Below are 17,387 nucleotides of genomic sequence, written 5' to 3' on the forward strand. Positions count from 1 at the left end.
AAATTCCCCTTCCTAGTATCCATCTTTCTAACTGTCAAAAGACTATTTTATTTGAGGTTAGGAAGGTAGATATGCGTCTTGATCGATTCACAAGTAAGTTTCAAATCGCTATCTCTGATGCTCAATCATTAGCGTTAGGGCGCGATCATCAATATATCGAGCCAGTCCATTTAATGGTGGCTTTGCTCGATCAAAATGGCAGTCCAATTCGTCCGCTGTTGACGATGTTGGACGTGGATGTCACTCAACTCCGTTCTAAATTGAGCGAAATGCTCGATCGACTGCCAAAAGTGAGTGGCATTGGCGGCGATGTGCAGCTTTCTAGCGCGATGGGTACGTTGTTCAACTTGTGTGACAAAGTAGCTCAGAAGCGTCAGGACTCCTACATTTCGTCTGAGGTTTTTTTACTTGCTGCCATTCAGGATCGTGGTCCGCTTGGCCAGCTACTAAAAGAAATTGGATTAACTGAAGAGAAGTTGAGCCAGGCGATAGAAAAGATCAGAGGTGGTCAAACCGTCGATGATCCGAATGCAGAAGAGCTGCGTCAGGCACTTGAGAAATTCACCATTGATCTGACTGAACGAGCGGAGCAGGGTAAGTTGGATCCGGTTATTGGTCGTGATGATGAAATTCGTCGTACGATTCAAGTTTTGCAGCGCAGAACAAAAAATAACCCAGTTATCATCGGTGAACCCGGCGTGGGTAAGACTGCGATTGTAGAAGGCCTTGCCCAACGTATCGTCAATAACGAAGTACCTGAAGGTCTGCGTGGGCGACGTGTGCTTGCTCTGGACATGGGAGCTTTGGTCGCTGGGGCGAAATATCGTGGTGAATTTGAAGAGCGCTTGAAATCGGTGCTGAATGAACTGGCGAAAGAAGAAGGTAACGTCATTTTGTTCATTGATGAGCTTCATACCATGGTTGGCGCTGGTAAAGGTGAAGGCTCAATGGACGCAGGGAATATGCTGAAGCCGGCATTAGCCCGTGGTGAACTTCATTGTGTTGGTGCAACAACGTTAGATGAATACCGCAAGTACATTGAGAAAGACGCAGCTTTAGAGCGTCGTTTCCAAAAAGTGCTGGTGGATGAACCAACGGTTGAAGATACCGTGGCGATTTTGCGTGGGTTAAAAGAGCGATACGAGCTACACCATCACGTTGAAATTACCGATCCAGCCATTGTTGCAGCTGCGAGCTTGTCACATCGCTATGTGTCAGACCGTCAGTTGCCGGATAAAGCAATCGACTTGATCGATGAGGCGGCTTCGAGTATTCGCTTACAGATTGACTCTAAACCAGAGTCTTTGGATAAGCTTGAACGTAAGATCATTCAGTTGAAGATTGAGCAACAGGCGTTAAGCAATGAGCACGATGAAGCCAGCGAAAAGCGTCTCAACACGTTAAATGAAGAGCTGACTGAAAAAGAGCGTGAATATGCAGAGCTTGAAGAAGTGTGGAACACAGAAAAAGCCGCGCTTTCAGGCACGCAGCACATTAAATCAGAGCTTGAACAAGCACGTATGGACATGGAATTTGCCCGCCGTGCTGGGGATCTGAACCGAATGTCCGAGCTTCAGTACGGTCGTATTCCTGAGCTTGAAAAACAGCTCGATTTGGCGGCTCAAGCCGAAATGCAAGAAATGACGTTGCTGCGTAACAAGGTAACGGATAATGAAATTGCTGAGGTGCTCTCTAAACAAACTGGTATTCCAGTCTCTAAAATGCTGGAAGCAGAGAAAGAGAAATTGCTTCGTATGGAAGATGTGTTGCACCGACGTGTTATTGGGCAGGTTGAAGCGGTTGAAGTGGTCTCTAATGCGATTCGTCGTAGCAGAGCGGGGTTGTCCGATCCAAACAGACCGATTGGCTCTTTCCTATTCTTAGGGCCAACAGGGGTGGGGAAAACTGAGCTGTGTAAAACCCTCGCAAGCTTTATGTTTGATAGCGAAGATGCCATGGTGCGTATTGATATGTCTGAGTTTATGGAGAAGCACTCCGTGGCTCGACTGGTTGGTGCGCCTCCGGGCTACGTTGGCTACGAAGAGGGCGGCTATCTGACAGAAGCAGTTCGTCGTAAACCTTATTCGGTTATTTTATTGGATGAAGTGGAAAAGGCACATCCAGACGTCTTCAACATTTTGTTGCAAGTGTTGGATGATGGCCGTTTAACGGATGGTCAGGGTCGTACCGTTGACTTCCGAAATACGGTTGTGATTATGACGTCGAACCTTGGTTCGTCACAAATCCAAGAGAATTTTGCAACGCTGGATTATCAAGGTATTAAGGACGCGGTCATGGAAGTGCTCAGTAAACACTTCCGTCCAGAGTTCTTGAACCGTGTTGATGAAACGGTGGTGTTCCATCCTCTTGGTAAAGACCATATTAAGTCTATTGCGTCGATTCAATTGGAGCGTCTGCATAAACGTCTGATTGAAAAAGACTACGAATTGGAAGTTGGTGATGATGCACTGGATCTGATTGCTCAGGTTGGTTTTGATCCTGTTTATGGGGCGCGTCCACTCAAACGTGCGATTCAACAAAATGTTGAAAACCCATTAGCTAAATCGATGCTATCTGGTCAGTTCTTACCAGGAAAACCAATTGTCTTGGGCGTAACAGATGGTCATATAACAGCCCGTCAATAACGACAAGAGATTATGGGACTAAACGAAAGCCATGCAGTGATGCATGGCTTTTTCTTTCTGCTCTTCATTTACTTGAATGAGGTTTACAGTTGAGTGTTATGAGAAATTCGCATTGATTCGCATTTTTAAATAGTTTTCAGCGCTGATTGGAGGATACACCTGTTGCGGTCCTTGGATGATTTGATCTCGATTCGCCTGACAGAAAAAGGCCATGCTATATCGAGAGTCTTGGTTTTCTTCTGCCGTCGGCATGCGCACTCTATGTAGTGTCGATTTCAATAAGTCATCACTCCAGCGCATGAGCATATCACCGATGTTACAGGTGATAACGCCTGTTTTAGGTTCAACGGCACTCCAGACTAAGTTTTCCTTCGCATCTTTTCCTGCCGCAACTTGCAAACCGCCTTGGTTCTCTTGCTGGAATACCATGGTTAAGCAATCAAAGTCGGTGTGGGCACCCGCACGCCACAGTGAGCCTGAGTCGGGAATGTCTGTCATCGGCAAGTAGTGCAGCATGCGTAAAGTACTCAAGTAATTGTCAGAATCTCTTTGGTGCGCTTTGGTGAAAAAATCCCTTTCGAAGCCCAGTTTGTCGGCAAAACAGGAGAGTATATTCATCCCGAGAAGCCAAGCTTGATGTTCGAACTTGAGCAAATGTACTTTAAAATCTTCTACAAGATCATGACTTGGCCATAAACCATCCATATGTGGCAAAGTAATTTGATACGATTCTTTTTGATCAGCGGTACCCGTCGATGGGCGGACTTGCTGTTTAAACTCCCAACCGGCATTCAAGCCTTCTTTTAATGGATATTGTTGCTTCTCTTGCTCGGACAGAGCGAAGAATTGTTCACTCAACTCAAATGATCTCTCTACGTCAGCTAACGGAATACTATGGTTGATTAACTGAAAAAAGCCAACTTGAGTCGCAGCTTCCCAAAGTTGCTCGGTTATGATTTCACGTCGACTATCAAAGTCTTCCAAGTCGATGATAGGGATCAACGTATCATTTGCTTCACAGCCTACCCCACCGATGGTGGTTTCAAAGTTAAGTTCATCTAAAAGATATGATTGAGTCATTCGTGTTTCTCCAATTAACAATTAAGCTAATGCTTGTTATTGGAGCAATGCCCAGCAATAGCCTAGGAACATGAGTTCCTTGCTATTACAGGCCGCTTCTACTCCTAGTGATATTTATTTCAATGCATAAACGTGTGGCAGCCGCTCATCTCAAGCTATCTGTTACCAAACGCCAAGCTGTACTTGTTCAGCTTCCTCTTCAAGTAACGGACCAAGGACTTTTACCTCACGCTGCCCTGATTCAAATACGGTTCTACATGGGAGAGCCAGAGTGGGGTTTTCTGGATGATTACCCGTTATCTTTTTTAGCTTAGTTTCGCTAAGACCATACACAACGCGACCCACGCCTGCCCAATAAATCGCACCTGCGCACATGGCACAAGGTTCAGCGGAAATGTAGAGCGTACAACGGTGAAGAAATTCGGGTCGATAGAGTTTGCTGGCAGTGGTCATAATCAAGCGTTCTGCATGTCCTGTCATATCTAGATCAGGTAAGTAACCGTTAATCTGTTCCAAGAGTATCTCTCCATTTTCATCAACAAGTATTGCTGAAAATGGGTGGATACCTCGAGATTTTGCCTCTTCAGCTAATGCGAAACTGAGGCGTAAAAATTTAAAGTCGTTTTGTTGATTGATCATGATAAATCCTATCTCTGTTTTTCTTCTTCAGTCAGGCTCCAAGAGAAACAGGCACTCTGGATCCAACTAACGGATTTAAATAGCAACATGCTGACGAGAGATAAGAAGACGAGTGCAGCAAACGCTTGCGGGATCTTGAAATAGGAAGTTGAAAACTGAACAAGATAGCCAAGCCCTTTTTCTGCTGCGACGAATTCGGCAATAACTGAACCAATTACAGCTAAGGTGATCGCAACTTTTATACCACTAAAAATATGTGGGATGGCATAAGGAAGGCGAATTTGCCAGATAGTTTTGCTGTTTTTTACGCTTAATGAGCGAGACAGTTCAATCAATTCCGCAGGGGTCGACAGCATACCGGTTGTGGCTGATACCACGAGTGGAAAAAAGGTAATCAGGCACGTTATGGTTAGTCGAGGTGCGTCACCAGTGCCTAAAATGACGATCAGTAGCGGTGCAATAGCGACAACAGGCGTTGACTGTATGATCACCAATATCGGGAATAGCGCTTTGGTGAGAAACTTAGAGTTTACCATCAGGATAGCTAATGGAATACTGACTAAAAAAGAGATCCCAAAACCAAGAAGCGCAATACGCAATGTCGCCCATAGGTTGTCTAGCCATCGTTCAAAAGGTACCTGGCTAAATGCCTGCGCAATATCTGTTGGCGCGGGTAAGATAAATGTAGGCACAGAGAGCACGCGACAGACCACTTCCCAAATAGGGATGAGTGCTAATATCGCGATGAGCGGAAGCCAATTCTGTGACCATTGTGATAAATACCGTTTCATATCTACTCCTTTAGACACGTGCGATTAAGCGACCGTTCTACGTATTGGTTCAACGTTACCTTCGTCCTGACTTTCCGCGCAATTTTGTCTCTCTGAACGATAAAAATATTCGCGGATTTTGTTGGTATAAGAACCAAAGGTGAGGTCTTGCAGCGTATGGATGTCTCGCGGGCGAGGTAAATCAATGTGGATTTCCTCTAGTACGGTGCTCGGACGTGGTCCCATCACTAATACTTTGTCTGCGAGTAATACCGCCTCAGAGATAGAGTGAGTAATGAATAAAACCGTTTTCGGTTTTTCCATCCAAATTTTTTGTAGTTCAAATCCCATCTCTTCACGTGTTAGTGCATCAAGTGCGGAAAAGGGTTCGTCCATGATCAAAATATCTGGATTCAGAAGCAATGCGCGAGCGATACCGACGCGTTGCTGCATCCCACCAGAGAGCTGATTGGGCATACTGGTTTCAAAACCAGACAGACCGACAGTATTTAACAGTTCCTCCGCGTGCTTCTTTTCTTTCTGACTAACGTAATTGAACTTGTGTTTTAAAGGGAATAGCACGTTGTCGAGGATATTTTTCCAAGGCAACAACGTTGGCTTCTGAAACACAATACCGATATCTTCTCTTGGCTCGGTAACTGGTTGGCCAAAAACAGAGATTTCTCCTTCGGTGGGTGATATTAATCCTGACAAGAGCCGCAGCAAGGTCGACTTGCCACAACCAGAGGGACCAACGATGGCAACAAATTCATGCTTGTTTACATTGAAGTTGACATCGTTTAGAACCGTAACCGATTGTTTGTCAGATTGATAGGTATGCCCTATATTCTTAAACGAAACAAATGGTTGCATTAGTTCACCTCTTGGATGAATTGACGAGAAACAACCGTTTCCGGATCAAGCTTACTGAGAGCTAAACCCTGAGCCTCCGCTGTCCATTTCCAGGTTTCTTTGAGGCGTATCGGAGTAAATACACCGACGCCATCTTGCTCCGAGATTTCATTCATTACTAAGCTACGGATGGATTTGATGGTATCGCTGGCTTGAGTTACATCGACGTCTGGTACCATTTTATGAACATCTGAAGCGCTTTGTTCTGGGTTTGTCCATGTGTATTTCACTGCTTTGGCATAGGCTTTAATAAATCGTTTAACGACGTCTGGATTTTCCGACATAAACTTGTCGCTTGCGATAATAGATGATGAATAGAATTCCAGCCCTGCATCGTACCAAGGGAGTACATTGAGTTTTTTACCAGCTTGCTCTGCTTGCTCGGTGTTTTTTACTCTGTCGGTCATCCAAGAAATCATCACATCTGATTGCCCAGTGATAAGCATTGGGTTGAGCGCACCGGGATCGGCTTTTAGCACTTTGATGCTGTTTTCATCAACGCCATTTTTCTTAAGCATGATAGGAAGAAAAACATTCGCTGAAGTAAAGGGAGAGGTGACAATGGTTTTACCAGAAACATCCTTTACCGATTCAATACCAGAACTGTCGAGTGTATAGAACGCATAAGGAGCTTTGTTAAAAATAGAGTAGACGGCTTTTACAGGTACATTGTCATTTGCTTTGGCGACCATTAGGGCAACGATATCTGCTGAACCAATATCCGCCGTGCCTGTCGCCACTTTGGTTATTGCGTCAGTCGAGCCTTTACCACCAAGTATCTTTACGTCAAGATCTTCGTCCGCAAAGAAACCTTGTTGTACGCCAACAAATACAGGCGCTTTATCTCCTCCCGGTAACCAATCAAGTTGGAAGGTCACTTTATCTGCTGCCAAGCTACTTGCTGATGTACATAGTAAAGATACTGAAAGGGCGAGTTTATTGATGTTTGAAATAGTTTTCATAGTTACTCCGTGTTTTCCTTTTCACTTCCTGAAGCTGCGTCCCTATGTTACGGATGCGTCACTTTAGGCTAACTATGAGCAATGTCCCGATACCAATTTGGTATCTAACCGCTTCTACTCACGATTTCATTTTACTCTCAGCAAACAACGTGCCATAAAATGCAAACAAAGATACGATGAGGTGAAACTATTCATTAACCATTAATTAACCTAGATAAGTGAGCAAAACAATGGTGCGATTTGTTGTATACAATTTGAGCTGCTAGTGAAGGTGACTTGTGACTTTTTGCACCAAGTTGGTGAATAATCTAATGTTTTGATTTGTTTTGGTGCGGAATTATTGTGGTTAACGAAGGCTTACTAAATACGAAAGTTATGGTCTATTTATTGCATTGTATACAGGCCTGAGAAGGGAGATAGCGGTGTCTCCTCCTTAGTAAATTAATTGAGTAGAAGCGGTTAAGAGTGAATCTCTGGGACATTGCTCAAGTGGTTATCCATCTTAATGATCCGAATAAAGGTTGGGTACCGATTGTTCATCAAAAAGGAAATTTATATGAACTACTTAATTAAGAATGCAAACAGTGTATTTTCACCTAGACAAAATATTCAGGATATAAGGATTCAAAATGGCTTAATCACTGAACTTGGACAAAATTTATCCCCAATTGCTACTGAGGAAATTGTTGATGCGAGCAATTGTGTCATCTACCCAGGGTTTGTGAATACTCACCACCATATTGCGCAGTCAATATTAAAGGGAATCCCTGCGGGGATTAATGATGGGTTAGGTGACTGGCTTGCGAGTGTCCCTTATCGCTATTGGCCGCAAATTACCCCAGAGATCATGTATTCGGCAGCAAAGCTGGGTTTTTACGAATTGCTTCGCTCCGGTGCGACGACATGTGCTGACCATCACTATCTTTATCATGCTAACTCAAGCCAAGAATTAGAAGACGTGCTTTGGCAGGCAGCGGATGAAATGGGCATTCGGCTTGTGCTATGTCGAGGTGGAGCAACAGTAAAAGGGACGCACAAAGGGTTGGCTAAAGCAGGTGTGGTACCTGAGTCAGCAGAACAAATGATTTCACGTTTAGATCATACGCGTAGTCGCTATCACCAAGAGGGACCGGCTTCAATGCGTCAGTTAGTTGTTGCCCCAACAACAATCGCTCATTCAGCTACACCAAGCGATCTTAAATTGATAGCAGAATACGCGAGAAGCCAAAGCCTGAGAATGCACTCGCATTTGTTAGAAGTGGATTTTGATAATGAGCAAACACTAGCAAAGTACGGAAAAAGTGCTGTAGAGTTTGCGCAAAGCTGTGATTGGCTGGGGGAAGACGTGTGGTTTGCTCATATCGTTCAAGCTAATGATGCCGATATCCAACTATTAGCTGAAACCAAAACTGGTATTGCTCATTGCCCAACATCTAACTGTCGTTTAGGTAGCGGCATTGCCCCTGTCATTGAAATGGCCAAAGCGGGGATGCCGATCTCAATTGGTGTTGATGGTTCTGCTTCTGCCGAGTCGGGATCCATGCTCCAAGAGCTGAATTTAACTTGGCTAATACATAGAGCTAAAAATGGACCTGATGCCACCACCTTAGAAGAAGTGCTTAAATGGGGCACAAAAGGTGGGGCTGATATCTTAGGGCTTCGTGAGGTAGGAGAAATTCGAGAAGGCTTTGCGGCTGATCTCGTCCTTTATGAACTCGACCATCCACGTTTATCGGGTTGCCATTCTTCTTTGCTGGCGCCAATCATGTGTGGTGAACCTGCGTCAATCAAAGCCAGTTTTGTCAATGGACGTATTGTTTACCAGCAAGACAATGATGATAAGTACTTCTATTTAGTTGAGGAAGTAAAAAGATCTATGGCTGAACTCAATCTTCGTGTGGCTAATCTAGAGTCTTAAAACTCGCCCTTCGCCCATATAGCACTCAATTTGTTGGTTATTTGAACACTCAACCTAAAAATGTCTTTTTTAGGTTGAATTCCTCTTGCTAAGTTGATTTTTCTCCCTATAATTCGCCTCCGTTGTCTCGCAAAGCATTGCTAGATAACAAGGTGGTTGAGTTAAAAAATAGCTCATAACGAAATAACTAAAAAGTGTTTGACACGATACGTTATCTCGCTAAAATAGCCGTCCGATTTGAGCAGCTGTAAAGCCTTGTTCAGTCACAAAGCTCTTTAACAATATAAACCTATCAATCTGTGTGGGCACTCGTTGATGATAATCCAATTAGAAACTTCGGTTTCAAATTAGGTTTCAATGATACGAAGTGACCATTGAATCTTCGGATTCAGCACAGTCAATTCAAACATTACGTTATGTAATGTTCAGTATTCATTGAGCCGAAAAAACTTTAAATTGAAGAGTTTGATCATGGCTCAGATTGAACGCTGGCGGCAGGCCTAACACATGCAAGTCGAGCGGAAACGAGTTCACTGACCCTTCGGGGGACGTTAACGGCGTCGAGCGGCGGACGGGTGAGTAATGCCTAGGAAATTGCCCTGATGTGGGGGATAACCATTGGAAACGATGGCTAATACCGCATGATGCCTTCGGGCCAAAGAGGGGGACCTTCGGGCCTCTCGCGTCAGGATATGCCTAGGTGGGATTAGCTAGTTGGTGAGGTAAGGGCTCACCAAGGCGACGATCCCTAGCTGGTCTGAGAGGATGATCAGCCACACTGGAACTGAGACACGGTCCAGACTCCTACGGGAGGCAGCAGTGGGGAATATTGCACAATGGGCGCAAGCCTGATGCAGCCATGCCGCGTGTATGAAGAAGGCCTTCGGGTTGTAAAGTACTTTCAGCAGTGAGGAAGGGGTGTGTGTTAATAGCGCACATCTTTGACGTTAGCTGCAGAAGAAGCACCGGCTAACTCCGTGCCAGCAGCCGCGGTAATACGGAGGGTGCGAGCGTTAATCGGAATTACTGGGCGTAAAGCGCATGCAGGTGGTTTGTTAAGTCAGATGTGAAAGCCCGGGGCTCAACCTCGGAATAGCATTTGAAACTGGCAGACTAGAGTACTGTAGAGGGGGGTAGAATTTCAGGTGTAGCGGTGAAATGCGTAGAGATCTGAAGGAATACCGGTGGCGAAGGCGGCCCCCTGGACAGATACTGACACTCAGATGCGAAAGCGTGGGGAGCAAACAGGATTAGATACCCTGGTAGTCCACGCCGTAAACGATGTCTACTTGGAGGTTGTGGCCTTGAGCCGTGGCTTTCGGAGCTAACGCGTTAAGTAGACCGCCTGGGGAGTACGGTCGCAAGATTAAAACTCAAATGAATTGACGGGGGCCCGCACAAGCGGTGGAGCATGTGGTTTAATTCGATGCAACGCGAAGAACCTTACCTACTCTTGACATCCAGAGAACTTTCCAGAGATGGATTGGTGCCTTCGGGAACTCTGAGACAGGTGCTGCATGGCTGTCGTCAGCTCGTGTTGTGAAATGTTGGGTTAAGTCCCGCAACGAGCGCAACCCTTATCCTTGTTTGCCAGCGAGTCATGTCGGGAACTCCAGGGAGACTGCCGGTGATAAACCGGAGGAAGGTGGGGACGACGTCAAGTCATCATGGCCCTTACGAGTAGGGCTACACACGTGCTACAATGGCGCATACAGAGGGCAGCCAACTTGCGAGAGTGAGCGAATCCCAAAAAGTGCGTCGTAGTCCGGATTGGAGTCTGCAACTCGACTCCATGAAGTCGGAATCGCTAGTAATCGTGGATCAGAATGCCACGGTGAATACGTTCCCGGGCCTTGTACACACCGCCCGTCACACCATGGGAGTGGGCTGCAAAAGAAGTAGGTAGTTTAACCTTCGGGGGGACGCTTACCACTTTGTGGTTCATGACTGGGGTGAAGTCGTAACAAGGTAGCGCTAGGGGAACCTGGCGCTGGATCACCTCCTTATATACGATGGATAGTTTGCTTTCACTTTTTAAAGTGAAGACAAATGAGTCACGATGAGTGTCCACACAGATTGATACGGTTTAAATTCAGAGCAAAAGTGGTTCTGCATAATCGCGAAGCCATTTATGTGGGGCTATAGCTCAGCTGGGAGAGCGCTTCGCTGGCAGCGAAGAGGTCATCGGTTCGATCCCGATTAGCTCCACCACATATTTGTGTCCCGTTCGTCTAGAGGCCTAGGACACCGCCCTTTCACGGCGGTAACAGGGGTTCGACTCCCCTACGGGATACCATCTTTAAGCACATTTCTTCAAAAAGAAAATCTTAAGTGTTCTTAAAAATGGTGACTTCAATAGAAGTGATTAGCTCTTTAACAATTTGGAAAGCTGACAAAACAACAATTTATTGTTGTTTATAAAGTTCTCAAAGTATTCCTAAGGGAATACAACTAAAAACACATTCAAGTGTTCTTGGGAATAACATCTTTAGATGTTGTTCATATTTGAGTCCGGCAAAATCGAACTGTCTCTCGCTCATTCAAATAATGAGAGACAACTTTGGTTGTTTAACGTCAATTCGAAACTTCTTCGGGTTGTATGGTTAAGTGACTAAGCGTACACGGTGGATGCCTTGGCAGTCAGAGGCGATGAAGGACGTATTAACTTGCGATAAGCCCAGATTAGGCAGTAAAAGCCACTTGAGTCTGGGATTTCCGAATGGGGAAACCCACTAGCATAAGCTAGTATCGCTGCGTGAATACATAGCGCAGCGAGGCGAACCGGGGGAACTGAAACATCTAAGTACCCCGAGGAAAAGAAATCAACCGAGATTCCGAAAGTAGCGGCGAGCGAAATTGGACTAGCCCTTAAGCTTTATATGCGTTAGACGAACGGTCTGGAAAGTCCGGCGATACAGGGTGATAGCCCCGTAGTTGACAACGCACATTCAGTGAAATCGAGTAGGGCGGGACACGTGATATCCTGTCTGAATATGGGGGGACCATCCTCCAAGGCTAAATACTACTGACTGACCGATAGTGAACCAGTACCGTGAGGGAAAGGCGAAAAGAACCCCTGTGAGGGGAGTGAAATAGAACCTGAAACCGTGTACGTACAAGCAGTAGGAGCACCTTCGTGGTGTGACTGCGTACCTTTTGTATAATGGGTCAGCGACTTATATTCAGTGGCAAGGTTAACCATCTAGGGGAGCCGTAGGGAAACCGAGTCTTAACTGGGCGTTCAGTCTCTGGATATAGACCCGAAACCAGGTGATCTAGCCATGGGCAGGTTGAAGGTTGAGTAACATCAACTGGAGGACCGAACCGACTAATGTTGAAAAATTAGCGGATGACTTGTGGCTAGGGGTGAAAGGCCAATCAAACCTGGAGATAGCTGGTTCTCCCCGAAAGCTATTTAGGTAGCGCCTCGGACGAATACTACTGGGGGTAGAGCACTGTTAAGGCTAGGGGGTCATCCCGACTTACCAACCCTTTGCAAACTCCGAATACCAGTAAGTACTATCCGGGAGACACACGGCGGGTGCTAACGTCCGTCGTGGAGAGGGAAACAACCCAGACCGCCAGCTAAGGTCCCAAATTACTACTAAGTGGGAAACGATGTGGGAAGGCTCAGACAGCCAGGATGTTGGCTTAGAAGCAGCCATCATTTAAAGAAAGCGTAATAGCTCACTGGTCGAGTCGGCCTGCGCGGAAGATGTAACGGGGCTAAGTAGTAAACCGAAGCTGCGGCAATATACTTATGTATATTGGGTAGGGGAGCGTTCTGTAAGCGGTTGAAGGTGTGTGGTAACGCATGCTGGACGTATCAGAAGTGCGAATGCTGACATGAGTAACGATAAAGGGGGTGAAAAACCCCCTCGCCGGAAGACCAAGGGTTCCTGTCCAACGTTAATCGGGGCAGGGTAAGTCGACCCCTAAGGCGAGGCCGAAAGGCGTAGTCGATGGGAAACGGGTTAATATTCCCGTACTTCAACTTATTGCGATGGGGGGACGGAGAAGGCTAGGTGGGCCTGGCGACGGTTGTCCAGGTTCAAGTGCGTAGGCTTAAGAGTTAGGTAAATCCGGCTCTTTTTAAGGCTGAGACACGACGTCGAGCATCTACGGATGTGAAGTCATTGATGCCATGCTTCCAGGAAAAGCCTCTAAGCTTCAGATAAGTTGGAATCGTACCCCAAACCGACACAGGTGGTCGGGTAGAGAATACCAAGGCGCTTGAGAGAACTCGGGTGAAGGAACTAGGCAAAATGGTACCGTAACTTCGGGAGAAGGTACGCTCCTGGCGGTGAAGTCCCTTGCGGATGGAGCTACTAGGAGTCGCAGATACCAGGTGGCTGCAACTGTTTATTAAAAACACAGCACTGTGCAAAATCGTAAGATGACGTATACGGTGTGACGCCTGCCCGGTGCCGGAAGGTTAATTGATGGGGTTAGACTTCGGTCGAAGCTCTTGATCGAAGCCCCGGTAAACGGCGGCCGTAACTATAACGGTCCTAAGGTAGCGAAATTCCTTGTCGGGTAAGTTCCGACCTGCACGAATGGCGTAATGATGGCCACGCTGTCTCCACCCGAGACTCAGTGAAATTGAAATCGCTGTGAAGATGCAGTGTACCCGCGGCTAGACGGAAAGACCCCGTGAACCTTTACTACAGCTTGGCACTGAACATTGACCCTACATGTGTAGGATAGGTGGGAGGCTTTGAAACCAGCACGCCAGTGTTGGTGGAGCCGACCTTGAAATACCACCCTTGTAGTGTTGATGTTCTAACTTGGTCCCCTCATCGGGGATGAGGACAGTGCCTGGTGGGTAGTTTGACTGGGGCGGTCTCCTCCCAAAGAGTAACGGAGGAGCACGAAGGTGGGCTAATCACGGTTGGACATCGTGAGGTTAGTGCAATGGCATAAGCCCGCTTGACTGCGAGAATGACAATTCGAGCAGGTGCGAAAGCAGGTCATAGTGATCCGGTGGTTCTGAATGGAAGGGCCATCGCTCAACGGATAAAAGGTACTCCGGGGATAACAGGCTGATACCGCCCAAGAGTTCATATCGACGGCGGTGTTTGGCACCTCGATGTCGGCTCATCACATCCTGGGGCTGAAGTCGGTCCCAAGGGTATGGCTGTTCGCCATTTAAAGTGGTACGCGAGCTGGGTTTAGAACGTCGTGAGACAGTTCGGTCCCTATCTGCCGTGGGCGTTGGAGAATTGAAAGGGGCTGCTCCTAGTACGAGAGGACCGGAGTGGACGAACCTCTGGTGTTCGGGTTGTGTCGCCAGACGCATTGCCCGGTAGCTAAGTTCGGAATTGATAACCGCTGAAAGCATCTAAGCGGGAAGCGAGCCTTGAGATGAGTTCTCCCTGATACTTTAAGTATCCTAAAGGGTTGTCGTAGACTACGACGTTGATAGGTCAGGTGTGTAAGCGTTGTGAGGCGTTGAGCTAACTGATACTAATTGCCCGTGAGGCTTAACCATACAACACCCAAGGGGTTTTGATGGACTCAATGAAAGAACATTGAATGTGTGATAATGAGAAATAAAACAGCTTTCCAGATTATTAAACTTGCTTAAGCAGCGAGTTTAAACCGAATTTGCTTGGCGACCATAGCGTTTTGGACCCACCTGATTCCATTCCGAACTCAGAAGTGAAACAAAGTAGCGCCGATGGTAGTGTGGGGTTTCCCCATGTGAGAGTAGGACATCGCCAGGCTTTGATTTGTTGTTTTTAGATTTATCCTTTTATTTAAGGAATATCTAAAGGCAAAACTAAATAAAGCGAGCTAACCATAAGACTTTATTTAGTAAAAAATACCACTGCGGAGTGGTAGTTCAGTTGGTTAGAATACCGGCCTGTCACGCCGGGGGTCGCGGGTTCGAGTCCCGTCCACTCCGCCACTCTTTCTTATATTATAGAAAGTGAGAGTCGTCTCAGTAAACACGAACTACAGGGGTATAGCTCCAATTGGTAGAGCAGCGGATTCCCCAAGTTTTTGCGAGATGGCGCGTATTGGGAGTTCAAATCTCCTGAACCATCAAAAATTTAATTACCTATTTCTAGGGGTGTAGCTCCAATTGGCAGAGCAGCGGATTCCAAATCCGCGTGTTGGGAGTTCGAATCTCTCCACCCCTGCCATATTTAAAGCCTCAGTCGAAAGACTGGGGCTTTTTTACGTTTGTTGTCTTCTGCGAAGCAATGTTGGGAGTTGGATTGCCAACCCTGCCGAACCCCTCCTATCTCCACTATTGAGCCCTAGATAAGATAAAGGGGCTTTTAGGTGTCAAGGCTGACCTTTAACCATAAGCTTGGATGATTAGCTAAAGTGTTCCTGCTATTATCAATCCTTAAAGATAATAATTAGGAAGTAAACTTATGCCACATTTTCGATTCCGAGCAGTCGAACCTCAAACGGTTCAGGCTCTTTCAGCACCGCTCACTGATACGCTGCAACCTCTTATGGAGTGCCCAAGAGAGGATTTTACCTTTGAGTATATTTACACGACGTTTTTTAGCGAAGGGGAGGTCAGTAGCGCCTATCCTTTCGTCGAAGTGCTTTGGTTCGATCGTGGTCAAAAGGTGCAAGATGAAGTTGCCCAGGTTATTACTAAACAGATAAGAGGCATCGTGGGAGAAGATGTCGATGTCGCAGTCATCTTTTCTGCGTTATCTCCTAATAGCTACTATGATAATGGTGAGCATTATTAGGGGATGAACACTATGAGGTTGAGACGTTTATTATATTATTTCTTTCTTTGCTCAACCTCCGTGCAAGCTACTCAATGGGAGGATGTTTCTACTCCGACGAAGAACCTTTCATCATCAATTGGTAGTTACGCTAATGGCTGCTTAGATGGCGCGAGCTCCCTACCCACCGAAGGCATCGGCTACCAAGTTTTACGTAGTAGAGCGAATCGCTATTATGGTCATCCTCATACGATTAAGTTTGTACAAGACTTAGCTCGAGAAGCTCATCAAAAGCTGAATAAGAACTTACTTATCGGAGACTTGTCTTTACCGCGGGGCGGGCGTTTTTCTTCAGGACATAATAGTCATCAAACGGGATTAGACATCGATATTTGGTTTCGATTAACCGATACTCCGCTTTCCTATAATGAACTTCAATTACCTAAGCCAGTGAGCGTTGTTGATCTGAAAGCATATTCGATACGGAAAAACCGTTGGGAAAAACGACATTTTGAATTGATTCGTCTTGCCGCGCAAAGCAGAGATGTAGCGCGTATTTTTGTTCATCCTGTAATTAAAGAGCAACTGTGTGTGCAAGAAGTCAACGCTGATCGTCGTTGGTTGAGAAAAGTCCGTCCTTGGTGGGGGCATCATTATCATTTTCATGTGAGGTTGTCCTGCCCAAGCTCAAGTCTCAATTGTATCGCTCAAAACCCACCACCTGCTGGTGATGGGTGCGGAGCCGAGCTAGCTAGTTGGAAGCCTAAGGTTACCCCACAACCTCAAACTGAGTTAAAAACGGTGGCGGTGCGCAAAAAAAAGCAAAAAGACATGCCAAATCAATGTCTGGCTTTAATCGCTAAATAATGACACTCATTCTTCCTGAGCATGTGTCAGGGCAGAGCGTTCAGAAACGGTTGATCTATGTCCTTCAGGTCATTAATTCACACTCATACCAATCGTAGTAAATAACTGGTCATTCTAGCTTGTTAAAAAACTTGATAACTCCGTTGCTATTTTTGATTGTAGAATAACTACTTATCGAAAAATAATGCCTCGTTCTCAAGCATTTTTCCTACGCTATTTATGATCACTTATTTCCTGTGATTGGTATCAGTCAATTGATTTTATGATTGGTATTGTTTGCCTAGTTATCTTTTTATCAAACTGGAGAAACATAGCGCTTTTGTCTAAAGTGAATAATACCTAGACAAAAGTTACTTTAAGCTGTTTAGGTACTAATTATAAAAAATGAATAAACAAAGGGTTATAATTGTTGGTATCGATTAGCCTTATTGTTTTTATATGTAAAGTCACCAGACTCTGGTTGTTGCTCGCTCCATTTATCTTTTTCGCTTCGATTTCATGAACTAAGATAAGAGCATAGTAGTAGTTATCTACTATAAAGAGTTTAATAAGGGAAAAACCATGACTATGATTTGTGCAAAAGAGTTTGCAGAGTGGTTGAGACACAGATTTAGCAGTGATCCTAAGGGCGTTTTCTTAACTCGGGAAGATGTTAATCATCTGACAGGGCGTCAACGTCTTGACCCGGGTTTTGTTAACGATGTGCATTATGAACTTATGCAATACGGAATGGCTTTTGTGACGGACACTAGCCGGGAAAATTTTTACTTAGTGCCAGTTTCTCAAGCCGAGAATTGGCGCGAAAAGCTAGAATATCACTTTGAGAAAGAACTGTTCTGCAATATTTACCCTATTGGTAAATCAGGCTAAAAAAAGGTTCAACTTTGTTGGCTAAG

General features: G+C 45.7%; 10 protein-coding genes, 4 tRNA genes and 3 rRNA genes. 12 read left to right on the top strand and 5 right to left on the bottom strand.

Annotation, left to right across the window (positions count from 1 at the left end):
• Positions 1–71 precede the first annotated feature (71 nt).
• Entirely contained in the window at positions 72–2,645 is a 2,574-nt protein-coding gene (gene clpB, locus ONE56_RS02475) for an ATP-dependent chaperone ClpB (RefSeq protein ID WP_041157000.1), read from the top strand.
• 96 nt (positions 2,646–2,741) lie between these two features.
• Here clpB and ONE56_RS02480 read toward each other — a convergent pair whose 3' ends face one another.
• From ONE56_RS02480 to ONE56_RS02500, 5 genes are all read right to left on the bottom strand, one after another.
• On the bottom strand, positions 2,742–3,725 hold the full coding sequence (locus tag ONE56_RS02480; RefSeq protein ID WP_423840194.1) for an isopenicillin N synthase family dioxygenase: 984 nt from the start codon (positions 3,723–3,725) through the stop codon (positions 2,742–2,744).
• Positions 3,726–3,887: 162 nt separating this feature from the next.
• Positions 3,888–4,364, bottom strand: coding sequence for a nucleoside deaminase (locus ONE56_RS02485; protein ID WP_041157002.1), 477 nt, complete (start codon positions 4,362–4,364; stop codon positions 3,888–3,890).
• Between the two features lie 8 nt (positions 4,365–4,372).
• A complete protein-coding gene (locus tag ONE56_RS02490) occupies positions 4,373–5,155 on the bottom strand; it encodes an ABC transporter permease (protein WP_041157003.1) in 783 nt (260 codons plus the stop codon).
• Between the two features lie 24 nt (positions 5,156–5,179).
• On the bottom strand, positions 5,180–6,007 hold the full coding sequence (locus ONE56_RS02495) for an ABC transporter ATP-binding protein (RefSeq protein ID WP_331439278.1): 828 nt from the start codon (positions 6,005–6,007) through the stop codon (positions 5,180–5,182).
• Positions 6,007–7,008 (bottom strand): ABC transporter substrate-binding protein, encoded by a 1,002-nt coding sequence (locus tag ONE56_RS02500; RefSeq protein ID WP_331439277.1) that lies wholly within the window; start codon positions 7,006–7,008, stop codon positions 6,007–6,009. Before ONE56_RS02500 ends, ONE56_RS02495 begins: the two co-directional genes overlap by 1 nt.
• 556 nt (positions 7,009–7,564) lie before the next feature.
• Between ONE56_RS02500 and ONE56_RS02505 the strand changes: the two genes are divergently transcribed.
• From ONE56_RS02505 to ONE56_RS02555, 11 genes are all read left to right on the top strand, one after another.
• Complete coding sequence (locus ONE56_RS02505; RefSeq protein WP_423840195.1) at positions 7,565–8,926, top strand: amidohydrolase family protein; 1,362 nt, start codon at positions 7,565–7,567, stop codon at positions 8,924–8,926.
• Positions 8,927–9,379: 453 nt separating this feature from the next.
• A 16S ribosomal RNA gene (locus tag ONE56_RS02510) occupies positions 9,380–10,932 on the top strand.
• Between the two features lie 129 nt (positions 10,933–11,061).
• Positions 11,062–11,137, top strand: a tRNA-Ala gene (locus ONE56_RS02515).
• A gap of 9 nt (positions 11,138–11,146) precedes the next feature.
• A tRNA-Glu gene (locus ONE56_RS02520) sits at positions 11,147–11,222 on the top strand.
• A 305-nt stretch (positions 11,223–11,527) separates the two neighbouring features.
• Positions 11,528–14,417 (top strand): 23S ribosomal RNA (locus ONE56_RS02525).
• A 119-nt stretch (positions 14,418–14,536) separates the two neighbouring features.
• Positions 14,537–14,652 (top strand): 5S ribosomal RNA (rrf, locus tag ONE56_RS02530).
• The 16S, 23S and 5S rRNA genes sit together here with 4 tRNA genes alongside, the layout of an rRNA operon.
• Positions 14,653–14,760: 108 nt before the next feature.
• Positions 14,761–14,837, top strand: a tRNA-Asp gene (locus ONE56_RS02535).
• 161 nt (positions 14,838–14,998) lie between these two features.
• Positions 14,999–15,075, top strand: a tRNA-Trp gene (locus ONE56_RS02540).
• Between the two features lie 237 nt (positions 15,076–15,312).
• Positions 15,313–15,645 (top strand): DUF1904 domain-containing protein, encoded by a 333-nt coding sequence (locus tag ONE56_RS02545; RefSeq protein ID WP_423840196.1) that lies wholly within the window; start codon positions 15,313–15,315, stop codon positions 15,643–15,645.
• Positions 15,646–15,657: 12 nt separating this feature from the next.
• Positions 15,658–16,491 carry a penicillin-insensitive murein endopeptidase gene (gene mepA, locus ONE56_RS02550; RefSeq protein ID WP_041155086.1) on the top strand — a complete coding sequence of 278 codons (834 nt, stop codon included), beginning with the start codon at positions 15,658–15,660 and terminating at the stop codon, positions 16,489–16,491.
• Between the two features lie 561 nt (positions 16,492–17,052).
• Positions 17,053–17,361, top strand: a complete 309-nt coding sequence (locus tag ONE56_RS02555; protein WP_041155085.1) for a hypothetical protein — start codon at positions 17,053–17,055, stop codon at positions 17,359–17,361.
• The last annotated feature ends 26 nt before the right edge of the window (positions 17,362–17,387 follow it).

The sequence above is a fragment of the Vibrio mytili genome (assembly GCF_049563345.1).
Taxonomy (GTDB): domain Bacteria; phylum Pseudomonadota; class Gammaproteobacteria; order Enterobacterales; family Vibrionaceae; genus Vibrio; species Vibrio mytili.